The organism is Streptococcus sp. 27098_8_148 (assembly GCF_041432105.1).
GTDB classification, from domain to species: domain Bacteria; phylum Bacillota; class Bacilli; order Lactobacillales; family Streptococcaceae; genus Streptococcus; species Streptococcus parasanguinis_AE.
Window position 1 is genome coordinate 122,282 of the sequence record NZ_JAPVYY010000005.1, and the last position, 26,002, is coordinate 148,283.

The 26,002-nt window shown below is 43.8% G+C and carries 21 protein-coding genes; 18 read left to right on the plus strand and 3 right to left on the minus strand.

The annotated features are described in order from the left end of the window. Positions 1 to 343: 343 nt before the first annotated feature. Both O3646_RS05865 and O3646_RS05870 read left to right on the plus strand, forming a co-directional pair. Entirely contained in the window at positions 344 to 859 is a 516-nt protein-coding gene (locus O3646_RS05865; protein WP_371610667.1) for a phosphatase PAP2 family protein, read from the plus strand. A gap of 83 nt (positions 860 to 942) precedes the next feature. Continuing rightward, positions 943 to 1,569 carry a GNAT family N-acetyltransferase gene (locus tag O3646_RS05870; protein WP_049487923.1) on the plus strand — a complete coding sequence of 209 codons (627 nt, stop codon included), beginning with the start codon at positions 943 to 945 and terminating at the stop codon, positions 1,567 to 1,569. Between the two features lie 298 nt (positions 1,570 to 1,867). Here O3646_RS05870 and queG read toward each other — a convergent pair whose 3' ends face one another. Continuing rightward, positions 1,868 to 3,007, minus strand: coding sequence for a tRNA epoxyqueuosine(34) reductase QueG (gene queG / locus O3646_RS05875; protein WP_070665525.1), 1,140 nt, complete (start codon positions 3,005 to 3,007; stop codon positions 1,868 to 1,870). Positions 3,008 to 3,122: 115 nt separating this feature from the next. Between queG and manA the strand changes: the two genes are divergently transcribed. The 8 genes from manA to recG all read left to right on the plus strand — a co-directional run bounded on the left by manA (position 3,123) and on the right by recG (position 14,553). Continuing rightward, the gene (gene manA / locus O3646_RS05880; RefSeq protein ID WP_003005297.1) at positions 3,123 to 4,067 is read left to right on the plus strand and encodes a mannose-6-phosphate isomerase, class I; all 945 of its coding nucleotides are present in this window, start codon (positions 3,123 to 3,125) and stop codon (positions 4,065 to 4,067) included. 123 nt (positions 4,068 to 4,190) lie between these two features. Further along, entirely contained in the window at positions 4,191 to 4,931 is a 741-nt protein-coding gene (locus O3646_RS05885; RefSeq protein WP_129823963.1) for a MerR family transcriptional regulator, read from the plus strand. A gap of 375 nt (positions 4,932 to 5,306) precedes the next feature. Further along, complete coding sequence (locus O3646_RS05890; protein ID WP_129823964.1) at positions 5,307 to 7,151, plus strand: APC family permease; 1,845 nt, start codon at positions 5,307 to 5,309, stop codon at positions 7,149 to 7,151. A gap of 174 nt (positions 7,152 to 7,325) precedes the next feature. After that, positions 7,326 to 9,845, plus strand: a complete 2,520-nt coding sequence (gene secA / locus O3646_RS05895; protein WP_021153773.1) for a preprotein translocase subunit SecA — start codon at positions 7,326 to 7,328, stop codon at positions 9,843 to 9,845. 52 nt (positions 9,846 to 9,897) lie between these two features. Beyond that, positions 9,898 to 10,926, plus strand: coding sequence for a 3-deoxy-7-phosphoheptulonate synthase (locus tag O3646_RS05900; RefSeq protein WP_201087512.1), 1,029 nt, complete (start codon positions 9,898 to 9,900; stop codon positions 10,924 to 10,926). Positions 10,927 to 11,012: 86 nt separating this feature from the next. After that, positions 11,013 to 11,378, plus strand: a complete 366-nt coding sequence (gene acpS, locus O3646_RS05905; protein WP_003005615.1) for a holo-ACP synthase — start codon at positions 11,013 to 11,015, stop codon at positions 11,376 to 11,378. Beyond that, positions 11,365 to 12,477: an alanine racemase gene (gene alr / locus O3646_RS05910; RefSeq protein WP_003005005.1), complete on the plus strand. Its 1,113-nt coding sequence runs from the start codon at positions 11,365 to 11,367 to the stop codon at positions 12,475 to 12,477. Before acpS ends, alr begins: the two co-directional genes overlap by 14 nt. A 60-nt stretch (positions 12,478 to 12,537) precedes the next feature. Beyond that, positions 12,538 to 14,553: an ATP-dependent DNA helicase RecG gene (gene recG / locus O3646_RS05915; RefSeq protein ID WP_371610668.1), complete on the plus strand. Its 2,016-nt coding sequence runs from the start codon at positions 12,538 to 12,540 to the stop codon at positions 14,551 to 14,553. 503 nt (positions 14,554 to 15,056) lie between these two features. On the opposite strand, the gene O3646_RS05920 is transcribed toward recG, so the two are convergent. Beyond that, on the minus strand, positions 15,057 to 16,019 hold the full coding sequence (locus O3646_RS05920; protein WP_003005093.1) for an asparaginase: 963 nt from the start codon (positions 16,017 to 16,019) through the stop codon (positions 15,057 to 15,059). A 62-nt stretch (positions 16,020 to 16,081) separates the two neighbouring features. Here O3646_RS05920 and O3646_RS05925 point away from each other — a divergent pair, with 62 nt between their 5' ends. Next, the gene (locus O3646_RS05925) at positions 16,082 to 17,482 is read left to right on the plus strand and encodes a Cof-type HAD-IIB family hydrolase (RefSeq protein WP_049473128.1); all 1,401 of its coding nucleotides are present in this window, start codon (positions 16,082 to 16,084) and stop codon (positions 17,480 to 17,482) included. Positions 17,483 to 17,518: 36 nt separating this feature from the next. Here O3646_RS05925 and O3646_RS05930 read toward each other — a convergent pair whose 3' ends face one another. Then, a complete protein-coding gene (locus O3646_RS05930; RefSeq protein WP_003008541.1) occupies positions 17,519 to 17,971 on the minus strand; it encodes a universal stress protein in 453 nt (150 codons plus the stop codon). A 208-nt stretch (positions 17,972 to 18,179) separates the two neighbouring features. Here O3646_RS05930 and O3646_RS05935 point away from each other — a divergent pair, with 208 nt between their 5' ends. The 7 genes from O3646_RS05935 to O3646_RS05965 all read left to right on the plus strand — a co-directional run bounded on the left by O3646_RS05935 (position 18,180) and on the right by O3646_RS05965 (position 25,960). Further along, entirely contained in the window at positions 18,180 to 19,394 is a 1,215-nt protein-coding gene (locus O3646_RS05935; RefSeq protein WP_021153766.1) for a pyridoxal phosphate-dependent aminotransferase, read from the plus strand. 188 nt (positions 19,395 to 19,582) lie between these two features. Beyond that, positions 19,583 to 20,371, plus strand: a complete 789-nt coding sequence (gene codY, locus O3646_RS05940) for a GTP-sensing pleiotropic transcriptional regulator CodY (RefSeq protein WP_024054997.1) — start codon at positions 19,583 to 19,585, stop codon at positions 20,369 to 20,371. After that, positions 20,371 to 20,949 carry a cysteine hydrolase family protein gene (locus O3646_RS05945; RefSeq protein WP_049484006.1) on the plus strand — a complete coding sequence of 193 codons (579 nt, stop codon included), beginning with the start codon at positions 20,371 to 20,373 and terminating at the stop codon, positions 20,947 to 20,949. The genes codY and O3646_RS05945 overlap by 1 nt, the downstream gene beginning before the upstream one ends. A 113-nt stretch (positions 20,950 to 21,062) precedes the next feature. Further along, entirely contained in the window at positions 21,063 to 22,286 is a 1,224-nt protein-coding gene (locus O3646_RS05950; RefSeq protein WP_049484005.1) for a glycosyltransferase, read from the plus strand. Beyond that, positions 22,273 to 23,160, plus strand: coding sequence for a glycosyltransferase family 2 protein (locus O3646_RS05955; protein WP_371610669.1), 888 nt, complete (start codon positions 22,273 to 22,275; stop codon positions 23,158 to 23,160). The genes O3646_RS05950 and O3646_RS05955 overlap by 14 nt, the downstream gene beginning before the upstream one ends. 26 nt (positions 23,161 to 23,186) lie before the next feature. Further along, a complete protein-coding gene (locus O3646_RS05960) occupies positions 23,187 to 24,470 on the plus strand; it encodes an accessory Sec system glycosyltransferase GtfB (protein WP_371610670.1) in 1,284 nt (427 codons plus the stop codon). Then, the gene (locus tag O3646_RS05965) at positions 24,467 to 25,960 is read left to right on the plus strand and encodes a glycosyltransferase (RefSeq protein WP_371610671.1); all 1,494 of its coding nucleotides are present in this window, start codon (positions 24,467 to 24,469) and stop codon (positions 25,958 to 25,960) included. Before O3646_RS05960 ends, O3646_RS05965 begins: the two co-directional genes overlap by 4 nt. Positions 25,961 to 26,002 lie beyond the last annotated feature (42 nt).

The following is a 26,002-nucleotide window of genomic DNA, read 5'->3' on the forward strand; positions in this document are numbered from 1 at the left end:
ATTCGTTAGAATTCGATTTCGTTGTCCCACCTCCGCACAGTTGAGTAGGGGTGTAAAAGCTGATGAAATCAGCGTAGTAGAGCCCACTCAACCACTGCGTCTTGCTCGACAATCCAAAAATAATTGAGAGGCTAGGACTTTTGTCCCAGCCTCATTTCTTTATCGATAATAGTAATGGAAAAGAGGTTTCTTGGAGACAGAAAAATGATAAATCATCAGATTTTAGTGCTAAATCATGTGAAAAAGAAGAAAGAAAGGAAAAAAAATAAGCCTGGCTTGACAGTATTTCTTAGGATCGCGTATACTAGTAGTATAAAATAAGATGAAAGACAGGAGTGCCGACATGAAGCCCAATCTTCAAGATTATCCGAAATTTTATCGTTGGCTAACCCTGCCTTTTACGAGAAAACCACATCGTGTGCAGGTCCTTCAAAGGACGAATCGAATCTTGACGTTCGTGATGCCAGGCATCTACGGCCTGGTCTTTTGTTGGCTGTTTTTTAAGAAAACTTCAATGGGAGGCATCTGGCCTTTTATCTGGATCCCTGCTTCGGGTTTTGTCTTGTTTAGCCTCTTTCGTCATTGGGTCAATGTTCCGAGACCTTATGAGAAATGGGAGATTCAACCCTTATTAGAAAAGAATTCATCCGGACATTCCTTTCCTAGCCGACATGTTTTTTCGGCGACCATTATCTCGATGTGTGTCTGCCAGTTGTCGCTTCCGCTAGGAATGTGCTCGATGCTCCTATCTCTTCTATTAGCCCTTGTCCGAGTTCTTGGAGGGGTTCATTATCCCAAGGATGTCCTCGTCGCTTGGGGGCTGGGACTCGTCTGGGGAGGACTCTTTTTGCTGGCTTGAATGAACAAATTGCTGAAAATTGACCTTTGTCTAACAGCGTATCATAGTGTATACTGGAAAGTGGACTTAGAATAGGAGAGAAGATGAAGTACAGAAAAGCAGAAAAAGCAGATCTGGATCAGGTGGTTCGAGTAGCCAGTACAGCCTTTGAGGACTATCTATTTTTAAAAGTTATCAAGGATTTGGTTCGGGATCCCAAGCAATACCCATCCTTTGTTGAGGCAATGATGCGCATCCTGGTAAAGGTTTTTCTTAAGCACCATATTTGCCTTGTGGCAGAAAAAAATGATGAAATTTATGCAGTTGCCTTGTTGCAAAAGGAACCGATCCCTTTTCGGGCCTATCTCTTAAATGGGGGATTCGGTTTGCTCAAGTTTATTTCCTTGAAGAATATGTTGTCCTACTTTAAATTTATGGAGGACACGGATAAGGAATTGGAGCAAAATGTAGATTTTGATTGGTATTTGATGCTTCTTGCAGTCGCCCCTAAACACCAACGGCAGGGCTATGGCAGTCGCTTTATGATAGAAGGAATTGAGCCTTTCTTGGAAGAGATCCAAGGAAAAAAACTAGCCTTTTATACCAATACCAAAGGAAATGTCTATTTTTACACGAAAAATGGTTACAAGGAAGTCTATTCAAGTGAGATTTGCTTTAACCAAGTAGAGATGGGTAGTTGGTATTTCTTGAAAGAACTAAAAAAACACTAAGGATACAACCTTAGTGTCAGATTGATGACAAAGTCATTTTAGAAACTTTCCTTAGGTGACTACGGACGTCAGCGAACTTCGAAGAAGTTCCATGACTTAGTTTTGAGCCTAAGGTCTCAAAACTCCCGAGCTCTTGAAACTATTAAGTTTCAAGAGCTTTTCTCACGTCGGAAAGTTTCAGTTGATGATTGAATAATTCTAACGAATAAATTTTTTTATTTTTACAGAAGTTAATAGATTTGTATAAAATAGCAATTTGTATACGCCTTCACACTAAGGTGACAACCTTAGTGTTTTTTCATTGTAGCTGTGAATCTGCTTGAATGCCGAATTTTTCAAAGAAAGCAGTTCGTTCTTCTATGATAGCATCGGTCGGATGTTTGATATTCCGTAAGAGCTCAACAAGGTCCGGCGTGACTTCACGAAGCAGTTGCCCTAAGGACCAGATAGCCGTTGCAATATGAATCTGATTTTGTGAAGTTTCGATGATGTTCAGGAGCTTAGGGATGGCCGAACGGTCATTGGCATTGGCTAATGCAATGATGGCATTGCGCTGGAGGATGTTCTTGCCTCGCCAACTTCCAGCAACATGTCCGAATTTTTCCTTAAATTGTCCGTTGGACAGCTCGATAAAAGGAATCAACTCTGGATGAGCCAGATCAGGATCGATTTCTGTTGCTAAGGGATTATCTAGCCCTTTGTTATAAGGGCAGCAAATCTGACAGATGTCACATCCATAGATGACCGTTTTAATTTTCTTGCGAAATTCTAGGTCCATCATGCCCTTGTCTTGGGTTTGGAAGGACAAACAACGCTTGGCATTCATAGAGCCATCTCCGATTAAACAGGAGGTTGGGCATGCATCTAAACAACGTCGACAGTCTCCACAACCATAGTCGACTGGCTGATCCGGTTCGATTTCGAGGTTGGTAATCAATTCGCCCAGAAACATGTAAGAACCGTATTCTTTTGAAATGACCAAGCCATTTTTTCCGATAAAGCCAATACCAGCTCGTTGGGCGACAGCCGTATCAACCAGTGCTCCAGTATCGACCATGCCCTTGTATTCAAAATCTTGCGTCATTTCTTCAATCCCAGCAGCTAAGCGGTTGAGCTTGTCTTGAAGGACATAATGGTAGTCTAATCCCCAGCTGTTGGGCGTGAATTTTCCTCTTTTATAGGCTGTTTTTTGAGGTTGCTGCTTGAGTTTGTGGGGGTAGGCGACAGCGATTGAGATGATGGTCTTAGCGGAGGAGAGACTTAATTTGGGTTGGATGCGCTCTTCAATATTCTTATGCTCGAATCCAGAATTCCGTCCTTCCTCAACGGCCAAGCGGAGCGATTTTTCCAAATAAGCGAAGTCATCAGCGGTTGTAAAGCCAATTTTTGAAATCCCAATAGAATGCGCCAGTTGGATAATGTTTTCTTTTAGTGTCATCCCTTTCATTATACACAAAAATGAAGTTTCTGGCGAGAGAGGAAAATGATGGAAAGGGCTTTCAAAAACTTTCTTTTTTTTGTATAATAGAAACATGAAATGCGAGGAGGATATTATGGGACAACCATTATTTTTACATTCAGTCATGCAGGAAAAAATTTGGGGAGGAACTCGTCTGAAAGAAGAATTTGGTTACGAAATTCCGAGCGACCATGTCGGTGAATTTTGGGCGATTTCAGCCCATCCACATGGAGTTTCTAAAGTAGCCAATGGTCCATACGAAGGAATGGGATTGGATCAGCTTTATCAAGAACACCGGGAATTATTCGGTAATCGTAAAGAGCCTGTCTTTCCTTTATTAACAAAGATTTTGGATGCCAACGATTGGCTCAGTGTACAGGTGCACCCAGATGATACCTATGCAATGGAGCATGAAGGGGAACTTGGAAAAACTGAGTGTTGGTACGTGATTGCGGCCGATGAAGGATCTGAGATTATCTATGGACACAATGCCAAGTCAAAAGAAGAACTCCGCCAGCAAATTGAGGACAAGAACTGGGATGCCTTGCTGACAAAAGTTCCTGTCAAGGCTGGAGATTTCTTCTATGTGCCAAGTGGGACCATGCACGCCATTGGATCTGGAATTTTGATTCTTGAAACCCAACAGTCGAGTGACACCACCTACCGGGTTTATGATTTTGACCGTAAGGATGCTCAAGGAAACTTGCGGGAACTTCACTTGGAAAAATCAATTGATGTGTTAAACATCGGTGAGCCTGCCAATAGCCATCCAGATACAGTTGTGATCGATGATCTTCGTATGACCACCTTGGTTGCCAGTGATTTCTTCACCGTTTATAAGTGGGAACTGACTGGAAAAGCTGATTTTGAAAAGACCGCTGATTACAGCTTGTTGAGCGTCTTAGCCGGAGAAGGGAAATTGACGGTAGATGGAAAGGATTATCCTATTCAAAAGGGAAGCCACTTTATCTTACCGAGCGATGTTGAATCCTGGACTTTGGAAGGGCAAGGTTTAGAATTGATCGTGAGTCATCCATAAAAAAAGGGTTTGAGTTAAAAGCTGTGAAACAACTCAAGCCTTTTTTATCTGAAAACTTTTTTATGTTAAGCCTTGACTCTGACCTAAGGGGAGAGATTATACTATCCTTGTAAGGAGGAAATCATGTACCATATCAAAGAAGCTGCAGAGCTGTCAGGTGTCTCTGTCAAGACCTTGCACCACTATGACAAGATAGGACTTCTCGTCCCTGTGAAATCTGAAAATGGCTATCGGACATACAGTCAAGAAGATTTAGAACGATTACAGGTGATTCTCTACTACAAGTATCTAGGATTTTCCTTAGACCAAATAGCAGAACTCTTAGCCGAAGAAAAATCTAACTTATTGCCCCATTTGACCAGGCAGTTGGACTATTTGACACAAGAAAGACAACGTCTGGATACCTTGATTTCTACCTTGCAAAAAACCATTCAAGAACAAAAAGGAGAAAGAAAAATGACCATTGAGGAAAAATTTACTGGATTTAGCTACCAAGATACTCAAAAATACCAGCAAGAGGCGGTAGAGAAGTACGGTCAAGAAGTCATGGATCAAGCGCTTGAACGTCAAAAAGGTCGAGAAGAGGAGGCGACAAGAGCCTTTAATCAAGTCTTCCAAGTCTTGGCGAAAAACCTCCAAGCTGGTTTGCCGGTAACAGCGTCGGAAAACCAAGAAGAAGCAGCCAAACTTTTAGACGCGATTCGAACGTATGGATTTGACTGCTCTATAGAGGTTTTTGGCCATATCGGCAAAGGCTATGTCTATAATCCAGAATTCAAGGAAAACATCGACAAGTTTGGAGCTGGCACAGCCCAGTACACTTCGGATGTCATTGCCTTTTATATCGAAAATCAAGCAAAATAAAAAAGTGAGAGTGGGACAGAAATCGGTCATTCGTTAGAATTCGATTTCGTCGTCCCACCTCCGCACAGTTGAGTAGAGCTGTATAAGCTGATGAAATCAGCGTAGTAGAGCCCACTCAACCACTGCGTCTTGCTCGACAATCCAAAATTAATTGAGAGGCTAGGATTTTTGTCCCAGCCTCGTTTTTTGCTTGGATCAATTTGAAAAGAAGCTGGCTGATCTAAGAGAGCTTGGATGAATGGACACAATGAAAGCTTTATGAAAATTTCACAATTTTAGTTGACAGTCTTGAAAAAAAGGAGTAGAATAACCCCTGTTTTATGAAAAAGAGGCAGGGAATTCCCGGCCTCATGATCTTTTTTCAAGGAGTTTTTTATGTTTTCAACATTGAAAAAATGGTTTATTGGCCGTCCGTTGAAATCTGGTGCAGAAGGTGAAGGCGGATTGCTTGGGAAAATGCAGGCCTTGGCCATGCTCTCTAGTGACGCGCTTTCTTCTATCGCCTACGGTCCAGAGCAAGTTATCCTGGTCTTGATGACCGTTTCAGCGGGAGCCATTTGGTGGTCCATTCCGATTGGGATTGTGGTCCTGGTTCTCCTAGCCAGTTTAACGATTTCTTATCGCCAGGTCATTCATGCCTACCCTCAAGGGGGAGGGGCCTACATGGTGACTACGGAGAACTTGTCTCCCAAAGCGGGTTTGATTGCTGGTGGTAGTCTCTTAGTCGACTACATGCTGACAGTGGCAGTATCTGTTTCTTCCGGTGCAGATGCCATCACGTCAGCGATTCCATCTCTTCATCCTTATAATCTTCACATTTCCATTTTATTGGTCTTGCTCTTGATGCTGATGAACCTGAGGGGATTGCGCGAATCAGCGACATCGTTGATGATTCCGGTCTATCTGTTCATTGTCAGTACCATTGCCTTGATCGGCTATGGTGTGATCCAAATCTTGACGGGTCACTTGGCCTATAACGCAACTGCTCATGTGGGTCAAACCATTTCAGGGGTTAGTGTCATTCTCTTATTGCGGGCCTTTACGAGTGGATCGGCTTCACTAACAGGGGTTGAAGCCATCTCCAATTCGGTTCCTTTCTTTAAGAAACCAAAAGCAAAGAATGCAGCCTCTACCTTGACCATCATGGCTTTGATTTTGGGGATCATGTTTGCAGGGATTACCTTCCTCAATTACTGGGTGGGTGTCGTTCCGGCAAAAGGGGTAACGACTCTAGCCCAAATGGCCCAAGCCATCTTAGGGAATTCCCCAGTCGGACAAGCCTTCTTTTACGTCTTCCAATTATCAACAGCCTTGATCTTGGCAGTTGCGGCTAATACCGGTTTCTCAGCCTTTCCAATGTTGGCCTTTAACATGGCTAAAAATAAATACATGCCACACATGTATATGGAAAAAGGGGATCGTCTGGGCTATTCTAATGGGATTTTGACCTTGGCGATTGGTGCCATCGTTTTGCTCTTGATCTTTGATGGGCAAACAGAAAGCTTGATTCCGCTTTATACCATCGGGGTCTTCATTCCTTTTGCCCTTTCTCAAACAGGGATGGTGATCCACTGGAAACGCCAATATCAAAAAGGATTTCTTAAGTATTCGCTTGCCAATATCCTGGGGGCAGCCATCTGTTATGGGATTGTCTTGATCCTCTTATTATTCCGTTTGCGTGAGATCTGGCCCTTCTTCCCTATTATTGGTCTCTTGCTTTGGATGTTCTTGAGTATCCGTAATCACTATGATAAAGTTGCGGCTCAATTGCGCTTGGGAGGTAAGATTGAAAAGACAAGTTATGCGGGCAATACCGTGATTGTCCTTGTTGGGAATGTCACTCAGGTAAGTGTGGGAGCTATGAGTTATGCAAATAGCCTAGGAAACGATGTTATAGCTATGCACGTCTCAACGGAAGAAACCAAGGTCAAAGATGCTGAGGTAGCAGAAGAATTTAAGCGTTATTTCCCTCATATTCGCTTTGAAAATGTCATGACGAGTTACCGGGATATTATCCAGCCAACAGTTGAATTTGTCTCAAAAGTAGCTGAGGAGGCCAAGGAAAAAGGCAACACCGTTACAGTCTTAGTCCCTCAATTTATTCCTAAAAAACATTGGCAAAATATTCTCCACAACCAAATGAGTTTGAAATTGAAGTATGCACTTCGTTGGCATGAAGAAGTGGTTGTGGCAAGCTATTCTTACCATTTGTCTGAATAAACACCGTATATAGAAAAGATGTCTGCTTGAGCAGGCATCTTTTTGGATTTTCTTACACGAAAAAAACCACTCGAAAGTCTTGTAAGATACAGCCTTGATCTTGAAAAAATGTTTAAAAAATGCTAGAATAAAAAGAACATTTTAGATTTTGAAAAATTCAAAGTAAGGAAAAAAATGGCAAATTTATTAAAAACAATTATTGAAAATGATCGAGGCGAAATCAAACGCCTTGAAAAAATGGCTGACAAGGTCTTTTCTTATGAAGACCAAATGGCAGCTTTGACGGATGACGAATTAAAAGCGAAAACAGTTGAGTTTAAGCAACGCTACCAAGATGGTGAGTCTTTGGATGATCTCTTGTACGAGGCTTTTGCAGTTGTTCGTGAAGCTGCAAAACGGGTTCTTGGTTTGTTCCCATACAAGGTTCAGGTCATGGGGGGAATCGTCCTTCACCATGGTGACGTTCCAGAGATGCGTACAGGGGAAGGAAAAACCTTGACAGCAACCATGCCGGTATACTTGAATGCCTTGTCTGGCAAAGGGGTGCACGTTGTTACCGTCAATGAATACTTGACCGAGCGGGATGCAACAGAGATGGGAGAACTTTACTCATGGCTTGGCCTTTCAGTAGGGATCAACCTTGCGGCAAAATCTCCAGCTGAGAAAAAAGAAGCTTACCTCTGTGATATCACATACTCAACCAACTCGGAGATTGGTTTTGACTACTTGCGTGACAACATGGTTGTGCGTGCAGAAAACATGGTTCAACGTCCATTGAACTATGCCTTGGTCGATGAGGTAGACTCCATCTTGATTGACGAAGCGCGTACTCCATTGATCGTTTCTGGTCAAACAGCTTCTGATACGAGCCAGCTCTATCACATGGCGGATGCTTATGTGAAGACCTTGACAGAGGACGATTACATTATCGATGTCCCATCTAAAACCATCGGTTTGTCTGATTCAGGAATCGATAAGGCAGAAAGCTACTTTAATCTTGAAAACTTGTACGATATTGAAAACGTAGCTTTGACTCACTTTATCGACAATGCCCTTCGTGCCAACTACATCATGATTTTGGATATCGACTATGTGGTCAGCGAAGATCAAGAAATCTTGATCGTCGACCAATTTACTGGTCGGACCATGGAAGGACGTCGCTATTCTGATGGACTTCACCAAGCGATCGAAGCCAAAGAAGGTGTTCCAGTTCAAGAAGAAACCAAAACATCTGCATCGATTACTTACCAAAACCTCTTCCGTATGTACAAGAAGTTGTCAGGGATGACAGGGACAGGGAAAACTGAAGAAGAAGAATTCCGTGAAATTTATAACATTCGCGTGATTCCAATTCCAACCAACCGTCCGATTGCCCGTATTGACCATCCAGACCTTCTCTACCCAAGCTTGAAATCAAAATTCAAGGCTGTTGTGGAAGATGTCAAGTCTCGTCATGAAAAAGGTCAACCAGTCCTAGTAGGTACTGTTGCCGTTGAAACCAGTGATTACCTTTCTCAATTGTTGGTTCAAGCAGGTGTCCCTCACGAAGTTTTGAATGCGAAAAACCACTACAAAGAAGCGCAAATCATCATGAACGCTGGTCAACGTGGTGCTGTTACCATCGCGACCAACATGGCCGGACGTGGTACCGATATCAAGCTTGGTGAAGGTGTTCGCGAACTCGGTGGACTGTGTGTCATCGGGACAGAACGTCACGAAAGTCGTCGGATCGATAACCAGCTTCGTGGACGTTCAGGACGTCAAGGGGATCCAGGTGAATCTCAATTCTACTTGTCTCTTGAAGATGAATTGATGCGCCGTTTCGGTTCTGAACGGATCAAAGCAGTGCTTGATCGCTTCAAGTTGAGCGAAGAAGAATCGGTGATCCGTTCAAATATGTTCACACGTCAAGTAGAGGGTGCACAAAAACGGGTTGAAGGAAACAACTACGATACCCGTAAACAAGTCCTTCAATACGATGACGTGATGCGGGAACAACGGGAAATTATCTACGCTGAACGCTATGATGTCATCACAGCTAACCGTGATTTGGCGCCTGAAATCAAGGCCATGATCAAACGGACCATCAAACGGATTGTTGAAGGAGCCAGCCACTCAAGTAAGGAAGAACGCGTTGAAGCGATTCTGAACTTTGCCAAATACAATTTGGTTCCGGAAGATACGATTTCTGCAAGCGATATTGAAGGAAAATCTGACAAGGAAGTCATCGATTACTTGTATGCACGTGCAGAAGAAATCTATGCTAGCCAAGTAGCGAAATTGCGTGACGAAGAGTCTGTGCAAGAATTCCAAAAAGTCTTGATCCTTCGCGTGGTGGACAGCAAGTGGACGGACCATATCGATGCTTTGGATCAATTGCGAAATGCGGTTGGACTCCGTGGGTATGCGCAAAACAACCCAGTGGTAGAATACCAATCAGAAAGTTTCCGTATGTTTAACGATATGATCGGATCGATTGAATTTGATGTGACTCGTCTCATGATGAAAGCCCAAATTCACGAACAAGAACGTCCACGTACGGAACACAGTATTTCAACAACTGCGACTCGCAACATTGCAGCGCAACAACAAGATATTCCAGCAGATATTGACTTGTCACAAGTGAAACGCAACGATTTGTGCCCTTGTGGTTCAGGCAAGAAATTTAAAAACTGTCACGGACGTAAATTTTAAGAGCTCCTCTGAAATAGAAAGAGGATGGGTCTAGCTAGCATAAGGAGGCCGTATGGTATTCATTACGAAGAGCAATAAGATTGATGAGCAAGAGATCACTTCGCTTTACCGCTTGGAAGGTTCAGCCTTGGAGCGCAAAGAAGCGCGTGATCGAGAATTGGAAGCTATTATCAAAGGAGAAGACCAACGGATCCTTCTTGTGATCGGGCCTTGCTCTTCTGATAATGAAGAAGCTGTGATGGACTATGCCCGTCGTTTGGCAGACTTGCAAGAGCAAGTTAAAGATCAGATTTTCATTGTGATGCGGGTCTATACGGCTAAACCTCGGACCAATGGGGATGGCTATAAAGGCTTGATGCACCAACCAGATACACATGCAGCACCAAGCTTTGTGGATGGTTTGAAAGCGGTCCGGCATCTCCACTACCGTGTGATTACCGAGACTGGTTTGACAACTGCGGATGAGTTGCTTTATCCAGCAAGTCTTCCGTATGTTGAGGATTTGATTTCTTATCATGCCATTGGAGCGCGTTCGGTTGAAGACCAGGAGCACCGCTTTGTATCTAGTGGGATCTCTGCTCCGACAGGCATGAAGAATCCAACCTCTGGAAATCTTTCTGTCATGTTTAATGCGATTTATGCAGCCCAACATCCCCAAAACTTTTTGTTCAATGCCCAAGCAGTGGAAACATCAGGAAATCCTTTAGCTCATGCGATCCTTCGTGGAGGCTTGGATGCAAGTGGTAAGAATATTCCAAACTACCATTATGAAGATTTGCTAGCGGCAGCAAAACGCTATAGCGAAATGGGCTTGCAACATCCCTTCATCCTGGTGGATACCAACCATAATAACTCTGGCAAACAATTCGAAGAGCAAGTACGCATCGTGAGAGAAACCATGATGAACCGTGCTTGGAACAAGGATTTGGCAACTTTAGTTCGTGGTTTCATGATTGAATCCTATCTAGAAGATGGCCGTCAAAATGAACCAGTGGTTTATGGTCAATCCATCACAGACCCTTGCCTGGGTTGGGAAAAAACACAGGCCTTGGTCAAAGAAATTGCAACGATGAATAAGTAAAAGGCAGGGGCGGAAGGAGTGATTCTTTAGCCTCTTCTCTTTTGTCAGTAAAACGATACTGAAACGATAAATAAGGATAAAACAAGATGATCAAAGGACATGGCATCGATATCGAATCGATCGCTGCGATTGAAAAAGCCTATCAGAAGAATACTCGATTCGCTGAAAAAGTCTTAACCGAGGCTGAGCGAGAGCGCTTTGAGGAATTGTCTGGAAAACGGAAAATGGAATATTTAACGGGCCGATGGTCCGCCAAAGAAGCCTTTTCAAAGGCAATGGGAACAGGGATTGGACCGGTTGGTTTTCAAGATTTAGAAATTTTAAATGATGCCCACGGAGCACCCTATTTTTCCAAGTCTCCTTTTTCTGGGAAGGTATGGATTTCGATCAGTCATAAGGGAGACCTAGTGTCGACCAGTGTCATTTTGGAGGAAGAAAATGAAAGCAAGTAAACATAGACCAACTGTTGCAAGAGTCGATTTGGATGCCATTGCCTTTAATGTGCAACAAGTCAGTGACCATATTCCGAGTCAAGCCTTGAAATATGCAGTCGTCAAGGCCAATGCCTATGGTCATGGGGTCGTTGCGGTGACCAAAAAATTGGCACCTCAGGTAGATGGTTTTTGTGTTTCCAATATGGATGAAGCCCTTGAAATTCGTGAAGAAGGTTTGCAACACCCTCTTTTGATTTTGGGAGTTGTGCCGAGTGAAACAGTGAATCTAGCCAAAGAGCATGACATCCGCTTAACGGTGGCGAGTCTTGCTTGGTTGGTTCAATTGCTTGGACAAGAAGCAGATCTTTCAGGATTGAAGGTCCATATCAAGGTGGATTCTGGAATGGGGCGGATTGGATTCCGAACGATCGAAGAGATCAAAGAAGCTGAACGCCTTCTCATAGCAGCTGGAGCTGAAATTGAAGGAATCTTTACTCATTTTGCGACAGCAGATGAGGCAGATGATCGAAAATTCCAAGCGCAATACCAGTTTTTCAAAGAAGTATTGGCTGCTCTTGAAACCCTTCCTCCCATTGTCCATGCGAGTAATTCAGCCACCTCTTTGTGGCATGCGGATACGATTTTCACAGCTGTGCGCTTGGGAGATGTCATGTATGGCTTGAATCCCAGCGGTTCTGTGCTAGCCTTGCCTTATGAAATTAAGCCAGCCTTGAGTTTGGTGAGTGAGTTAGTTCATGTGAAACAGTTAGAAGCTGGTCAAGATATTGGCTACGGAGCAACCTATACGACAGAAGAACCCCAATGGATCGGGACGATTCCTATCGGCTATGCGGATGGCTGGATCCGAGAGATGCAAAATTTCCATGTACTGATCAAGGGTGAGTTTTGTCCCATTGTTGGTCGCGTTTCGATGGACCAGATTACTGTTCGCCTTCCAGAAGAATTGCCTCTGGGGACCAAGGTTACCCTGATTGGACGAGAGGGCGAGAAAGAAATCACGGCAACAGAGGTTGCAGATTACCGTGGGACCATTAATTATGAAGTGGTCTGTCTTTTGAGTGATCGGATTCCTCGTGACTATACAGGTGAAGAATAAGAAGAAGCAGGTGGGATTTTCCCGGATGAACCTGCTTTTTTATAAAAGAAAGGAGGAGAAATGAATCTACATCAACCCTTATCCGTACTGCCTGGAGTCGGTCCAAAATCGGCGGAAAAATTTAAAAAGTTAGGGATTGAAACCTTAGAAGATCTGCTCTTGTATTTCCCTTTTCGCTATGAAGACTTCAAAACGCGCAATGTTTTAGAGTTGGAAGATGGGGAAAAAGCCGTCATCTCTGGGGTGGTAGCAACACCAGCCAATGTCCAATATTATGGCTACAAACGAAATCGCTTGCGTTTTTCGATCAAACAGGGAGACCAGGTCATTGCGGTTAATTTTTTCAACCAACCCTATCTAGCAGACAAAATTGAGGTTCAGCAGACAGTGGCGATTTTTGGAAAATGGGACAAGGCCAAAGGCAGTTTGACAGGGATGAAACTCCTGGCTCAAGTGGAAGATGATTTGCAGCCGGTCTATCGAGTGACGCAAGGAGTGAGCCAAAACAGCCTGGTGAAATTGATCAAAATAGCGTTCGACCAGGGCTTGGACCAGCTTTTAGAAGAGAATGTACCCCACATCTTACGAGATCGTTATCAACTTATGTCTCGTTCCCAAGCAGTGCAAGCTATGCATTTTCCTAAGGATCTGGCAGAGTACAAGCAAGCTCTTCGCCGGGTAAAATTTGAAGAGCTCCTCTTTTTCCAGCTGCAACTCCAAGTGCTAAAAGAAGAAAATCACGATGCCAGCCAAGGGATTTCCTTGGCTTGGGATCCGGAAAAATTAGCAGAACGAAAAAAACAGCTTCCCTTTGAGCTAACGCAAGCTCAAGAAAACAGCTTGAATGAAATCTTGACAGATATGGCCTCTCCTTATCATATGAACCGCCTCTTACAAGGGGATGTGGGAAGCGGGAAGACAGTTGTGGCCGGTCTTGCTATGTATGCAGCCTTAAGCGCTGGTAAGCAAGCTGCCTTGATGGTTCCAACGGAGATTTTGGCAGAGCAACACAAGGAAAGCTTGCAAAATCTTTTTCCAGATTTGCCAATTGCCCTTCTAACAGGAGGATTAAAGGCGGCTGAGAAACGAGAAGTCTTAGAAGAGATCGCCTCAGGAAAAGCCCAATTGAATGTGGGGACACATGCCTTGATTCAAGAGGGAGTTCACTACCAAAATCTAGGCTTGGTCATTATTGATGAGCAACACCGCTTTGGGGTTTCCCAGCGCCGTATTCTTCGAGAAAAAGGACAAAATCCAGACGTCCTGATGATGACGGCTACCCCTATTCCCCGGACCTTGGCCATCACGGCTTTTGGAGATATGGATGTGTCCATCATTGATCAGATGCCTGCGGGACGCAAGGAAATCATCACACGTTGGGTCAAGCATGAGCAGTTAGAAGTGGTCCTCGACTGGTTAGTCAAAGAACTTGGCAAAGGTTCTCAAGCCTACTTTATTTCTCCCTTGATTGAGGAGTCAGAGGCGCTAGATTTGAAAAATGCCCTTGCCCTCCAAGAAGAGCTAGAGACCTTCTTTGGGCAGCGAGCACGCGTTTCTCTGCTTCACGGGAAGATGAAAAGTGAAGAAAAAGATGCCATCATGCAGGCCTTTAAAGAGCACCAAGTCGATGTTTTGGTGTCTACGACCGTTATTGAAGTAGGAGTCAACGTACCCAATGCAACCGTTATGGTCATTATGGATGCAGATCGGTTTGGTCTTAGCCAACTTCACCAGCTACGAGGCCGGGTTGGTCGGGGAAACAAGCAATCCTATGCTATTCTAGTAGCCAATCCTAAGACAGATAGTGGCAAGCAGCGCATGAAAATCATGACAGAGACAACCAATGGGTTTGTGCTGGCGGAAGAAGATTTGAAAATGCGGGGTTCAGGTGAAATCTTTGGAACCCGTCAATCTGGGATCCCAGAATTTCAAGTGGCGGATTTGGTAGAAGATTATCCCATTCTGGAAGAAGCGCGGAAAGTTGCCAGCAAGATCGTAGCCACGCCAGATTGGCGCGAACACCCCGATTGGCATTTGCTCTCGCTTTATTTAGAAAAGAAAGAACATTTAGACTAAAATATAAAAAGGGAGTAGAGTGGAAATTCTTTGGATTCCACTCTACTCCCTTTAAGATGGCATTTTACGGGCTTTGTATCTTGATGAAATGCGACAGGACGAAGGTGGATCGATACTATCCACCTGAGGAGTTAGTGAGTCGTTTAGGCAAGGCACCATAGTGCTTGCCGTTACACGAATTGAACACGCCCTAAATGCTGTGTGAAAAAACGCCAACTATACGAGTACTAACTTCAAGACACAGTAGCTGATTGGACTCTTCTCTCGCCTATCAGCTCGGAAGAATCCTAATCAGCCTTGTGGGGGTAGGACGACGAAGCGTCCGACAAAGTATCACTTCTGTCCTACTCCCTATTTTCACTTGGCATTTTACGGGCTTTGTATCTTATTAATTGAACACGGGCTGCGGATTGTATCAAAAAGATGAATCCTCCTAGAATCTTTTGGATTCTTCGTCGTATTCCCTATTTTGACTGTATCCGCTACGCCCTTTGTATCTTATTTTACCCTTCGATATAGTCTTTGAGTTCTTGTCCTTTTAGGCCGGCATTGAGGGCGATGAGGAGTTTGATGCGCGCTTTGGGGGCATTTAATTCTTTGATGAAAAAGACACCTGCTTGATGGAGTTGGACGCCTCCTCCTTCATATGCGTAGACGGGTTCAGCGATTCCATTGAAGCAACGGGATACTAAAGCGATTGGAAGGCCTGCATCTATAAACTCTTGGAGTTTATGTGCCGTTTCTTTAGGGATGTTTCCAGCTCCAAAGGCTTCGATAATGAGACCATCCAGCTTTGAAAGATCCAGCATGTCCAGCAGATCGGATTTCATCCCTGCGTAGGTAGCAATGATCGGAACGAACCCATCGATGGTATCGAGATCAAAGCGCACCCTTGGCTCGGCTGTTTTAAAGAAGAGGATTTCCTTTTTCATGACCAAACCCAGTGGACCGTGGGTTGGTGTCTGAAAGGTACTGACATTGGTGGTATGAGTTTTGGTGACGTACTTAGCCGCATGAATTTCATCGTTCATGACGACTAAGACCCCTTTATCGCGTGCTTTTGGATCGGCAGCTACTCGAAGGGCTGTCAGAAAATTATAGACACCATCGCTTCCGAGCTCATTGGAGCTTCGCATAGCTCCTGTAATGACCACAGCAATCTCTGGTAACTCCATGGTATCCAAGAAATAAGCCGTTTCTTCCAGCGTATCTGTCCCGTGGGTAATAACGATGCCGTCGTAGTTGTGAGCTTCCTCTTTGATTTTTTGATATAGAGCTAACATGTGACGGGGTGTCATTTGAGGGCTGGGAAGGTTGAAGAAGTCCTCCGAGGTGACTGCAATCCCTTCAATTGGTGAAGTGACTTGGGTCATGGGATTGACTTCATTGGTAATCACTGCCCCAGAGTCATCTGCCGCCATCGAAATGGTCCCTCCGGTATGTAGTGCTAAAATTTTCTTAAACATGTGAAGCTCCTTGGAATATGTGATATAATTTATTTTATCATAAAAAGAAAGAAACAGTAGACATGGAAATAAAAGCAGTCTTTTTTGATATCGATGGAACCTTGGTGAATGATAGTCGAGCGGTCCTCAAATCAACAGAAAAAGCTATTCAGTCTTTAAAGGAAGAAGGGATCTATGTAGGCCTTGCGACAGGGCGGGGACCGGCCTTTGTCAAACCGTTTATGGAACGCTATGGCTTTGATTTTGCCGTGACCTATAATGGTCAGTATATTTTGACCAAGGACCGCGTGCTATTTACCAGTCCAATCGATAAAAAGAGTCTGCACCAACTAATTGACTATGCTCGAGAACACCGCAAGGAAATTGCTCTCGGTACCAAGGATGGGGTATTCGGTTCTCGGATCATGAGTTTTGGGATGAGTCCTATTTCAACCTGGTCCAGTCGCTTTGTGCCCCGCAAAATGGCCCGTACAGTCAGTCGTGGATTTAACAAAGTGGTCAGCAAGGTCGTCCCACAAGATCAGGATACCCTCTATGCACTAGCGCAAGAACCAATCTACCAAGTGTTGATCTTATCGAGTCCAGAGGAGACTGCAAAAATTGAAAAAGAGTTTCCGGATCTGAAATTCACACGGTCTAGTCCTTTTGCAGCAGATGTCCTCAACCCAGGGATTTCCAAGTTAGAAGGGATCCGCATCGTTGGTCAGGAATTTGGCTTTGACATCGATGAAGTGATGGCTTTTGGAGATTCTGATAATGACTTAGAGATGCTGTCAGGTGTTGGCTTGTCTATTGCGATGGGAAATGGGACGACCAGTGTCAAGGCAATTGCCAAGCATACCACGACTAGTAATGGCAAGGATGGCATCCAAAAGGCCCTGCAACACTTTGGTATTCTCTCAGAGAAAGAACTCTTTCTTTCTAAGGATGATCACTTCAATAAGGTCAAAACCTTCCATGGTGTGATGGATGGGGAAACCCAGGAGAAACCAGTTGTTTGGCAGCCTCAAGACGCCCTTTATCGAACCATGTTCAAGCAAGAGGAGTTGGTTGAATTTGTCCGAGCAGCTAGCACAAGTGAGGAAGAATTTGACCGCTCGGTAGCAGCTCTTCACGAAGCCTTGGATAAGGCTGCAGATAAGGTTCGGAGCAAGCATCCAGCTGAGATCTCCATGGTAGGGCAGGTTGATGCCTTAATTGATACCCTCTATCTGACTTATGGTAGCTTTGTACTAATGGGAGTTGATCCTGAAGAGGTCTTTGAGATTGTTCACCGGGCCAATATGGGCAAGATTTTCCCAGATGGAAAGGCGCACTTTGATCCAGTAACCCACAAAATTCTGAAGCCAGATGATTGGGAAGAAAAATACGCCCCGGAACCAGCTATCAAAAAAGAACTCGATCGCCAGCTCAAGGCCTACGAAAAACATGCAAAACAAAAAGAAGCAAAAAAAGACAACTAAAAAAGTTTGGAACCTTTGTTCCAAACTTTTTCTTTCTTACATGGTTTTATCCTTATCACGTACCACTAGTAAGTCTACTTTGGCGTGGCGAAGGATATATTCTGAGGAGGATCCGACCATTAACCGTTCGAAGGCATTGAGTCCGGTAGCCCCGACCATAATAAGGTCAACCCCTTCCTTACTTGGGATATCATTGGCTAAGAGGACTTTTGGATTTCCCATTTCTACAACAGTCACAACATTTTGAACGCCGACTTTTTCAGCACGTTCCTTGTAGCCCTTGAGCAATTCGTTAGCTTCTTCTTGCAATTCTTCGTAGACCTCAGCATCAAAAGTTGAGACGCTTTGAAGGGCACGAGTATCGATGACGTGGGCAATAGTCAATTTAGAGCCGTTGCGAAGAGAAACGTTAACCCCTTTTTCAAAGGCTAATTCTGCTTCATGAGAACCGTCGACAGCGACCATAATGTTTTCGTATTTTTGAGACATAATCCTACCTCCTTATAGCTTGAAAACATGGATAGAATAGAAGGGAATCCTATTCTTTATACACTTATATTTTATCTCTTTTGAGCTAGAATGTAAAGGTAAAGTCTCGCTTTTCTGCTATATTTTTGCAGAATTTTTAAAGTCCTCGGTTTGTACTCTATTTGAACTAGTGGTATAATAGAGATAATTTCGTGAATCGAGGCAGAATATGAAGGAATATAATAAATCAAGCAAACTCGAACATGTCGCTTACGATATTCGTGGTCCAGTCTTGGAAGAAGCGATGCGCATGCGAGCAAATGGAGAAAAAATTCTACGTTTGAATACAGGGAATCCTGCTGAATTTGGCTTTACAGCTCCAGATGAAGTTATCCATGATTTGATCATGAATGCGCGTGATAGTGAAGGCTATTCAGACTCAAAAGGGATCTTTTCAGCCCGCAAAGCCATCATGCAGTACTGCCAGTTGAAAAAAATTCCAAATGTGGATATTGATGATATTTACCTTGGAAATGGAGTGAGTGAGCTGATCGTCATGTCCATGCAAGGACTGCTCGACAACGGGGATGAGGTCTTGGTTCCCATGCCGGACTATCCTCTTTGGACAGCAGCCGTCAGCCTAGCTGGTGGGAATGCGGTTCACTATCTTTGTGATGAAGAAGCAAACTGGTATCCAGATATTGAAGATATCAAGTCGAAAATCACCTCAAACACTAAGGCTATCGTTGTCATCAACCCGAATAACCCAACAGGTGCCCTCTATCCAGATGAGATCCTGCTTGAGATTGTAGAGATCGCTCGTCAAAATAACTTGATCATCTTTGCGGATGAAATTTACGATCGCTTGGTCATGGATGGTGAAAAACACACGGCTATCGCAAGTTTAGCGCCTGATCTCTTCTGTGTGAGTATGAATGGCTTGTCAAAATCTCACCGGATTGCCGGTTTCCGTGTTGGTTGGATGGTTCTGTCCGGACCAAAGCATCACGTGAAGGGCTATATCGAAGGCTTGAACATGTTGTCCAATATGCGTCTTTGTTCAAATGTCTTGTCTCAACATGTTGTGCAAACCTCTCTTGGAGGCTACCAATCCGTGGATGAACTTTTACTTCCAGGTGGTCGAATTTATGAACAACGGAACTTTATCTACAAAGCCATCAATGATATTCCAGGCCTCTCAGCTGTTAAGCCAAAGGCTGGTCTCTATATCTTCCCTAAGATTGATCGGGACATGTACCGCGTGGATGATGACGAGCAATTTGTTTTAGAGTTCTTGAAGCAAGAAAAAATTCTCTTGGTTCATGGCCGTGGCTTTAACTGGAAAGATCCAGATCACTTCCGGATCGTTTACCTTCCACGTGTCGATGAGTTAGCTCAAATTCAAGAAAAAATGACTCGTTTCTTGAAGCAATACAAACGTTAATTAGATAAAGGATTGAAGAGGAAAGTCTTCAATCTTTTTTTTGATTCATTTTATAAAATCCATGTCATCGAAACGACATTTTTCTGAATTGCGCATAATTGTAGAAAAAATAAATAATTTTCAGATAATTTGTTTGAAATTCCCACACTTATATGATATACTTGAGCTGACTATATGCGAGGTTTATTATGGCAAACTTATTAGAAAAGACACGTAAAATTACATCCATCTTGAAACGGACTGATGAACAGTTGCAGTTCGAGATGCCTTATAATGATATTGCCCAGCAATTAGCGGATATTATCCACTGTAATGCCTGTATCATTAATAGCAAGGGAACCCTTCTTGGTTATTTCATGCGTTACAAGACCAACAATGACCGGGTAGAAGCTTTCTTTCAAAATAAAAAATTACCAGAAGATTATGCCAAGGCAGCTAGTTTAGTCTACGATACAGAAGCTAATTTAGATGTGGACCATGATTTGAGTATCTTTCCGGTCGAAACCAAGTCTGAATTTCCTGATGGCTTGACCACCATTGCGCCTATTCATGTTTCTGGGATTCGGTTGGGTTCCTTGATCATTTGGCGCAATGATAAACAGTTTGCGGATGATGATTTGATCTTGGTTGAGATTGCGAGTACCGTGGTAGGAATTCAAATGTTGAACTACCAACGCGAGGAAGACGAGAAGAATATTCGTCGTCGGACAGCGGTGAATATGGCTGTCAATACCTTGTCTTACTCGGAGTTGCGGGCTGTTTCTGCCATCCTTAGTGAATTGAAAGGAAATGAGGGACAGTTGACTGCTTCTATCATCGCGGATCGGATTGGCATTACTCGCTCTGTGATTGTCAATGCACTCCGGAAATTGGAGTCAGCTGGTATTATTGAAAGCCGTTCTCTTGGAATGAAGGGAACCTATCTCAAGGTGTTGATTCCAGATATCTTTGAGGAAATTAAGAAAAGAGATTACTAATGACTAAAGCCTTGATTTCAATTGACTACACTGTCGATTTCGTAGCAGATGATGGTAAGCTTACGGCAGGTGCTCCTGCACAAGCCATTTCTGAGACCATTGCTCAGGTGACCCAATTGGCCTTTGACCAAGGAGCCTATGTCTTTTTTGCCATTGATGCGCATGACGTAGAGGATCCATTTCATCCTGAAAGCAAGCTCTTCCCACCTCATAATATCATTGGGACCAGTGGACGTGATTTGTACGGCCCTTTGGCAGATTTTTATCAGGAGCATAAAGCGGATCCACGCGTCTTTTGGATGGATAAACGTCATTATTCTGCTTTTTCAGGAACGGACCTAGATATCCGCCTGCGGGAACGCCATGTAGATACCGTTATTTTGACAGGTGTCTTGACTGATATCTGTGTCCTTCATACAGCGGTTGATGCCTACAATCTCGGCTACCAGATCGAAGTCGTAGAACCTGCAGTGGCGTCGCTCACTCCTGAAAATCACCAGTTTGCCTTGAATCATTTTAAGCATGTCTTAGGGGCAAGCTTGGTAGACGACGCACTAGCTGTATTAGAAACTAAATAAGAAAACATTGTAAAAGAGGTCATAGACATTTGTTTAGGCCTCTTTTTTGGGGCCTAGAAATTGTCTTCCTCTCTTGAAAATGGTATTCTAATGGAAGAAAATAAGGGGGAGTTATGAGTAAAAAAGCTGTCGTGTTTTCAGCCAATCTATCTTATATGGAAAAATTGGAAACCGCTATGAAGTCACTGTGTGCCCATCAAGACCAGTTGAAAATTTATGTCTTAAATGAAGATCTACCAACGGAGTGGTTTGCTATCATGAATCAGCGCTTGCGCCAGTTGGATTCAGAAGTGATTAATTGTCGGATGTCTCCCGAGCAATTCCAATCCTTCTCGCTTCCAAGTGACCATATTCACTATGCGACCTATTTCCGTTACGCTATTCCAGAGATGGTGGAGGAAGAGCGGATCCTCTATCTGGATTGTGACATGATCTTTACACAGGATTTATCGCCTTTGTTTGAGGTTGATCTAAAAGATTATGGACTGGGTGCAGTGGTCGATAAGCCAACGACGACAGATGGCTTTAATGCGGGACTTTTGGTGATTGATAAGACTTGGTGGCAAGAGCACCAAGTGACAGAGGCACTTTTTGATCTTACTCGTAAGTATCATCAACAGGTCTATGGAGATCAGGGAATTTTGAATCTGTATTTCAAAAATGCGTGGTTTCCATTACCTTGGACCTATAATTTACAAGTGGGGTCTGATAAGGATCAGTACCTCTATGGGGACTTGGATTGGTATGAGGCCTTCCAAGGGATTCCTGCGGTCATTCATTACACCTCTCATAATAAACCATGGACCTCCAAACGCTTCAATCGTTTTCGTGAATTATGGTGGTTTTATTATGCCCTATCTTGGGAGGAAATTTTGCTTCGAAAACCGATTTTGAAGCAAACTTATCAAGATCTAGTGGGAACTTTTCCTTATCATGCGGCTATTTATACTCATACAGCAGATATCCACGAGTTGGAGACGTTGTTAAAAGAGTTGCCAGATGTCGCGATTCATGTTCTTGCCCATAGTCATTTTGGTTTTAACTTGGTGCAATTGGAACGCTACCCCAACCTCTTTTTATACCCTTCCTTTGATCCTTTGACTAGTCGGAAGGTTATAGAAAAATTGGATTTGTATCTGGATATCAATCCCTATGATGAGGTCGATCAAATCACGCAAACACTCAGCCAACAAGGCGTCCCTATTTTTTCTTTTGAGGGAACCAATCATGTGCAGAATGGTGAGAATCGGGTGTTTAGGGATGATCAGGTGCAGGAGATGGTGGCAGCCATTCGCGATTATTTAAAGAGAAACGAGAAGAAGCATGGAAACAAATGAAGTAGTGAGTATCATCATTCCCATCTATAATGTAGAGGCTTATTTGAGACAATGTTTGGAAACGGTTATCCATCAGACCTACCCTCATTTGGAAATTATCCTGGTCAATGATGGTTCGCCAGACCAGTCAGAAGAGATCTGTAAAGAATTTTTTAGGAAGGATGCGCGCATCCGCTACGTTCGCCAAGAAAATGGGGGCTTATCTGCTGCTCGGAATACAGGGATTGAGCTAGCGACTGGTGGTTACATTACCTTTATTGATCCAGATGACTGGGTGACGGAAGACTATGTAGAAGTGCTCTATCGCCAACTTCAAAAGTATAATGCGGATGTTTCCGTAGCCAACTATAACCTCTATGATGACAGTAGTAGCAAATACTTGATCAAAGTAACGGACGATGATTATTCAGAGACCCTTTATGAGGGGCGAACAATTATGGACCACGATGCCATTCAGGAGACCAGAGATATGGCCTGGGCGTGTGCTATGATGAAGCTCTATAAGCGTAACTTATTTGAAGGACTTCGTTTTCCAGTTGGAAAAAATGTCGAAGACAACTTCCTGATGTACAAGCTCTTCTTAAAAGCCCATCGGGTAGTTCATACGGAGAAATGTATTTATTGGTATCGCGTGGGCCGTGCAGATACTCTGTCCCAGGTTTGGACAGAAAAGCGAGTCGTCGATGAGATGGAAGCTAAGCAGGAGAAGTTGGCTCTACTGGGGATGTTGGGCTATGATTTGACTTGGCATCGCTATATCTACAAAACGCGCTTGAAACGGGCCCTTGAAAAATTAGAGGAAGCAGGCTTGCAAGGGACAGAAACCTATGAGCGCGTGGTGACCAACCTCCGTTTTATTGAAACGATGGACTAACCCCTTATTGATGAGAAAGGATCAGCATGTTCATTATTGCATCAGAGCAGACCAGAGAGCTGGATCGTTTGCAAAAATACTTGGACAAACTTGGCCAGCCCTACCGGGTATTTGTGACCAATCTGGAAACAGATTTGGACCAACAGACAGAGAGTCTTGCGACCTTTTTTACCCAAAAAGACCCAGTATCAAAAATTGGAAAAACTTTATTTTTCAATGATCTAGCAGTTCCAGAATTATGGGAATGTTGGACACTAGGGATCACGACCTATCTTTTTGATGGTGAGGAACGTCGTGCCAACGTGGTTTTGCGAGAGGATATCTTGTCTCGAACAGTTGACAGAGTGGAATGGTTTGGTCAGGGAGAAGAGATCGTATCCATTGATGTCTACAACCGCTATGGCTGGAGAAGCAAACAGAGTCTCCTGACGGAAGCTGGCCAATCCTATTTAGACATCTATTTGAACCGTCAACAAGAAGAAGTCTTGCTTCACTTTGTCTCACAAGGAACCTTTTTGCTTCAAACTCCTAAGGGACGGGATCGCCTGTATGCCAATAAGAAAGAGCTGCAAAGAGCTGTCCTAGAACAAGTCTTGCCGGAAGATGAAGCCGTTCTTTTGATGGACAAGGCATTGCTAGATGTTGTGAAAGAGAAACCAAAGGAAAGACTCGCCTACTGTGCCAGTGACGCGCATGATCTAGACGAGATCAAAGAACAAGTCAGTCAGATTTTGTTGGTAGAAGATGGTCTGTTGAGTGAGAAAATAGACGGAATCACAGTCTTGTCAGGGCTGGTAGATGTGGAGCAGGAAAGTTTTCAACCAGAAGCCATGGTTATGACGGCTTCTCAAGAGGTCGAAGGCCTATCTAGCCTGGTCCATCAATTCCCACAAGTCACCTTTCACATTGCTGCTTTGACGGCTATGGGGCCGAAATTAACAGACTTAGCGACTCGCTCCAATGTGCGCCTCTATCCAGGGATTTCGCTGGACAAATATGAGGACTTGTTATCCAGCTGCTCTATTTATCTGGATTGCAACCAGGGAGAAGAAGTGTGGAGTAGTAGTCTTCATGCTCTTGAAAATGGGCAAGTCTTATTTGGTTTGAAGAGCACGGTTCATCAGGAAGCCTATAAAAACTTGAGCACAATCACAGATACAGTCGAAGAAATGAAACAGCAACTAGATACCTTGCTCCAGCATCCAGAGACCCACAAAGAATTGGTAAGAGAGCAGGCACGAATCTTGAAATTGCCTGAAAAAGAAGCTTTGGAAGAGCTGTTTAAGCGATTAGAGGGAGGAACCGCATGACCATTTATACCTTTAATCTATTAGTGGGATTCGAACCTAATGGGGTTGATGTTGCACAAGCCTCTCGGGCAAAGATGCTCCGGAGACTAGGAGTGGCAGCGAAGTTTGTCTTTACCACTTGGCCCACTCCAGAAAAATTGGCCTATTACCTCTCATTGGGGCACCGGGATGAGGAACTGCTTTTTGCCCATTTAACTTTTACGGATCAACAGACTACGGTCCCTCAAAAGTCGGTAGGGGCCTTGCAAATGGAGTTTCAACTGACTCGTCTGGATGTTGTTGAAAAAACGGAAAGAGTCATTCGCTACCAATTTGCGGATGGAAACGCCTTGAGCTTTCATTTGGATCCCTATCATCCAAACTGTGTCCGCTATGTAGACTATCTTTTGGCTGGAAATAGGATCAAGCGAGAGTATTATGGAGCTTGTAAACTTGTCACAGAGTATTTTCAGTATGGTAGTGTTGTCAGACGGATCTATCACCATCAAGATGGGACTATCGCTTTTGAAGAATCGAGGTTCGGTGGAAGCTGGCTCTATAAACTGGGGTCTGAGATTTTGACCAACCATACAGAAGTGATGAGACGTTTTTTGTCGCAGCTGTCGCTAAAAGAAGAAGATCTGATTCTGCTTGACCGGGCTTCGCGCATGGATTTTGCTCGCCCTTTGTTGGAGAAACCTGCTTCTTCAAAGCTCGCCATGGTGTTTCATTCGGAGCATGAATTTGAAAATGGCCATCTCAATTATGAATATTATTATGTGTTCAAGTATGCTAAACGCTTCGATTATTTCATCACGGCAACGGATCTTCAAAAAGAAGTCTTGGAGCAGACACTTGCTAAACAAGGATGCCAAGGAATTCCAATCTATAGCATTCCGGTTGGGCATCTAGAAGAATTGACAGAATCACAAGGAGATCGACCTCCCTTTAGTGTGCTCACAGCTTCCCGTTTGGATCCAAGAAAACGCATCGATTTGGCTATTCGAGTAGTGGCCCAAGCTCATGAAAAACTCCCAGCCCTTCAGTTTGATATTTATGGGAAGGGTGGAGAAGCGGACAACTTGCGCCACCTGATTCAGGAGCTTGCAGCACAAGATTATATTCACCTACGCGGTCATGCGGATCTTCAGCAGATCTATCCTTGCTACCAAGCCTACCTCACCACTTCTCAGTGGGAGACCTTTGGTTTGACTTTGATGGAGGCGGCTGGAGCAGGTTTGGCCTTGCTGGGCTTTGATGCCCGTTATGGTAATCCAACTTTTATAAAAGAGGGTGAAAATGGCTTTTTGGTACCTTATAGCGAGACAGTGCCAGAAGAAGAGTTGGTGAAAGAGTTGGCAGACAAGCTGGTCCAGCTCTTTGAAAGGGACCTCGCTCCATTTCATCAGGCTTCTTATGACTTAGCCTCCTCTTACCTCGCTTCTAACGTCCAGGAAGTCTGGAAAGAGACTCTAATGGAGATGGGGCAATTCGGCGGAAAAGAAATATAAAAAGAAGAATCTGTAGTGACAAAAAAGTCCTACAGATTTTTT

Bases quoted from the DNA above. Each gene is read 5' to 3' on its own strand.
- O3646_RS05955 (WP_371610669.1), top strand. From the start codon at position 22,273: ATGGAAACAAATGAAGTAGTGAGTATCATCATTCCCATCTATAATGTA.
- O3646_RS05870 (WP_049487923.1), top strand. From the start codon at position 943: ATGAAGTACAGAAAAGCAGAAAAAGCAGATCTGGATCAGGTGGTTCGA.
- O3646_RS05935 (WP_021153766.1), top strand. From the start codon at position 18,180: ATGAAGGAATATAATAAATCAAGCAAACTCGAACATGTCGCTTACGAT.
- O3646_RS05965 (WP_371610671.1), top strand. From the start codon at position 24,467: ATGACCATTTATACCTTTAATCTATTAGTGGGATTCGAACCTAATGGG.
- queG (WP_070665525.1), bottom strand. From the start codon at position 3,007: ATGACACTAAAAGAAAACATTATCCAACTGGCGCATTCTATTGGGATT.
- O3646_RS05900 (WP_201087512.1), top strand. From the start codon at position 9,898: ATGGTATTCATTACGAAGAGCAATAAGATTGATGAGCAAGAGATCACT.
- alr (WP_003005005.1), top strand. From the start codon at position 11,365: ATGAAAGCAAGTAAACATAGACCAACTGTTGCAAGAGTCGATTTGGAT.
- O3646_RS05920 (WP_003005093.1), bottom strand. From the start codon at position 16,019: ATGTTTAAGAAAATTTTAGCACTACATACCGGAGGGACCATTTCGATG.
- O3646_RS05945 (WP_049484006.1), top strand. From the start codon at position 20,371: ATGACTAAAGCCTTGATTTCAATTGACTACACTGTCGATTTCGTAGCA.
- O3646_RS05950 (WP_049484005.1), top strand. From the start codon at position 21,063: ATGAGTAAAAAAGCTGTCGTGTTTTCAGCCAATCTATCTTATATGGAA.
- codY (WP_024054997.1), top strand. From the start codon at position 19,583: ATGGCAAACTTATTAGAAAAGACACGTAAAATTACATCCATCTTGAAA.
- acpS (WP_003005615.1), top strand. From the start codon at position 11,013: ATGATCAAAGGACATGGCATCGATATCGAATCGATCGCTGCGATTGAA.
- O3646_RS05890 (WP_129823964.1), top strand. From the start codon at position 5,307: ATGTTTTCAACATTGAAAAAATGGTTTATTGGCCGTCCGTTGAAATCT.
- O3646_RS05885 (WP_129823963.1), top strand. From the start codon at position 4,191: ATGTACCATATCAAAGAAGCTGCAGAGCTGTCAGGTGTCTCTGTCAAG.
- O3646_RS05865 (WP_371610667.1), top strand. From the start codon at position 344: ATGAAGCCCAATCTTCAAGATTATCCGAAATTTTATCGTTGGCTAACC.
- recG (WP_371610668.1), top strand. From the start codon at position 12,538: ATGAATCTACATCAACCCTTATCCGTACTGCCTGGAGTCGGTCCAAAA.
- O3646_RS05930 (WP_003008541.1), bottom strand. From the start codon at position 17,971: ATGTCTCAAAAATACGAAAACATTATGGTCGCTGTCGACGGTTCTCAT.
- O3646_RS05960 (WP_371610670.1), top strand. From the start codon at position 23,187: ATGTTCATTATTGCATCAGAGCAGACCAGAGAGCTGGATCGTTTGCAA.
- O3646_RS05925 (WP_049473128.1), top strand. From the start codon at position 16,082: ATGGAAATAAAAGCAGTCTTTTTTGATATCGATGGAACCTTGGTGAAT.
- manA (WP_003005297.1), top strand. From the start codon at position 3,123: ATGGGACAACCATTATTTTTACATTCAGTCATGCAGGAAAAAATTTGG.
- secA (WP_021153773.1), top strand. From the start codon at position 7,326: ATGGCAAATTTATTAAAAACAATTATTGAAAATGATCGAGGCGAAATC.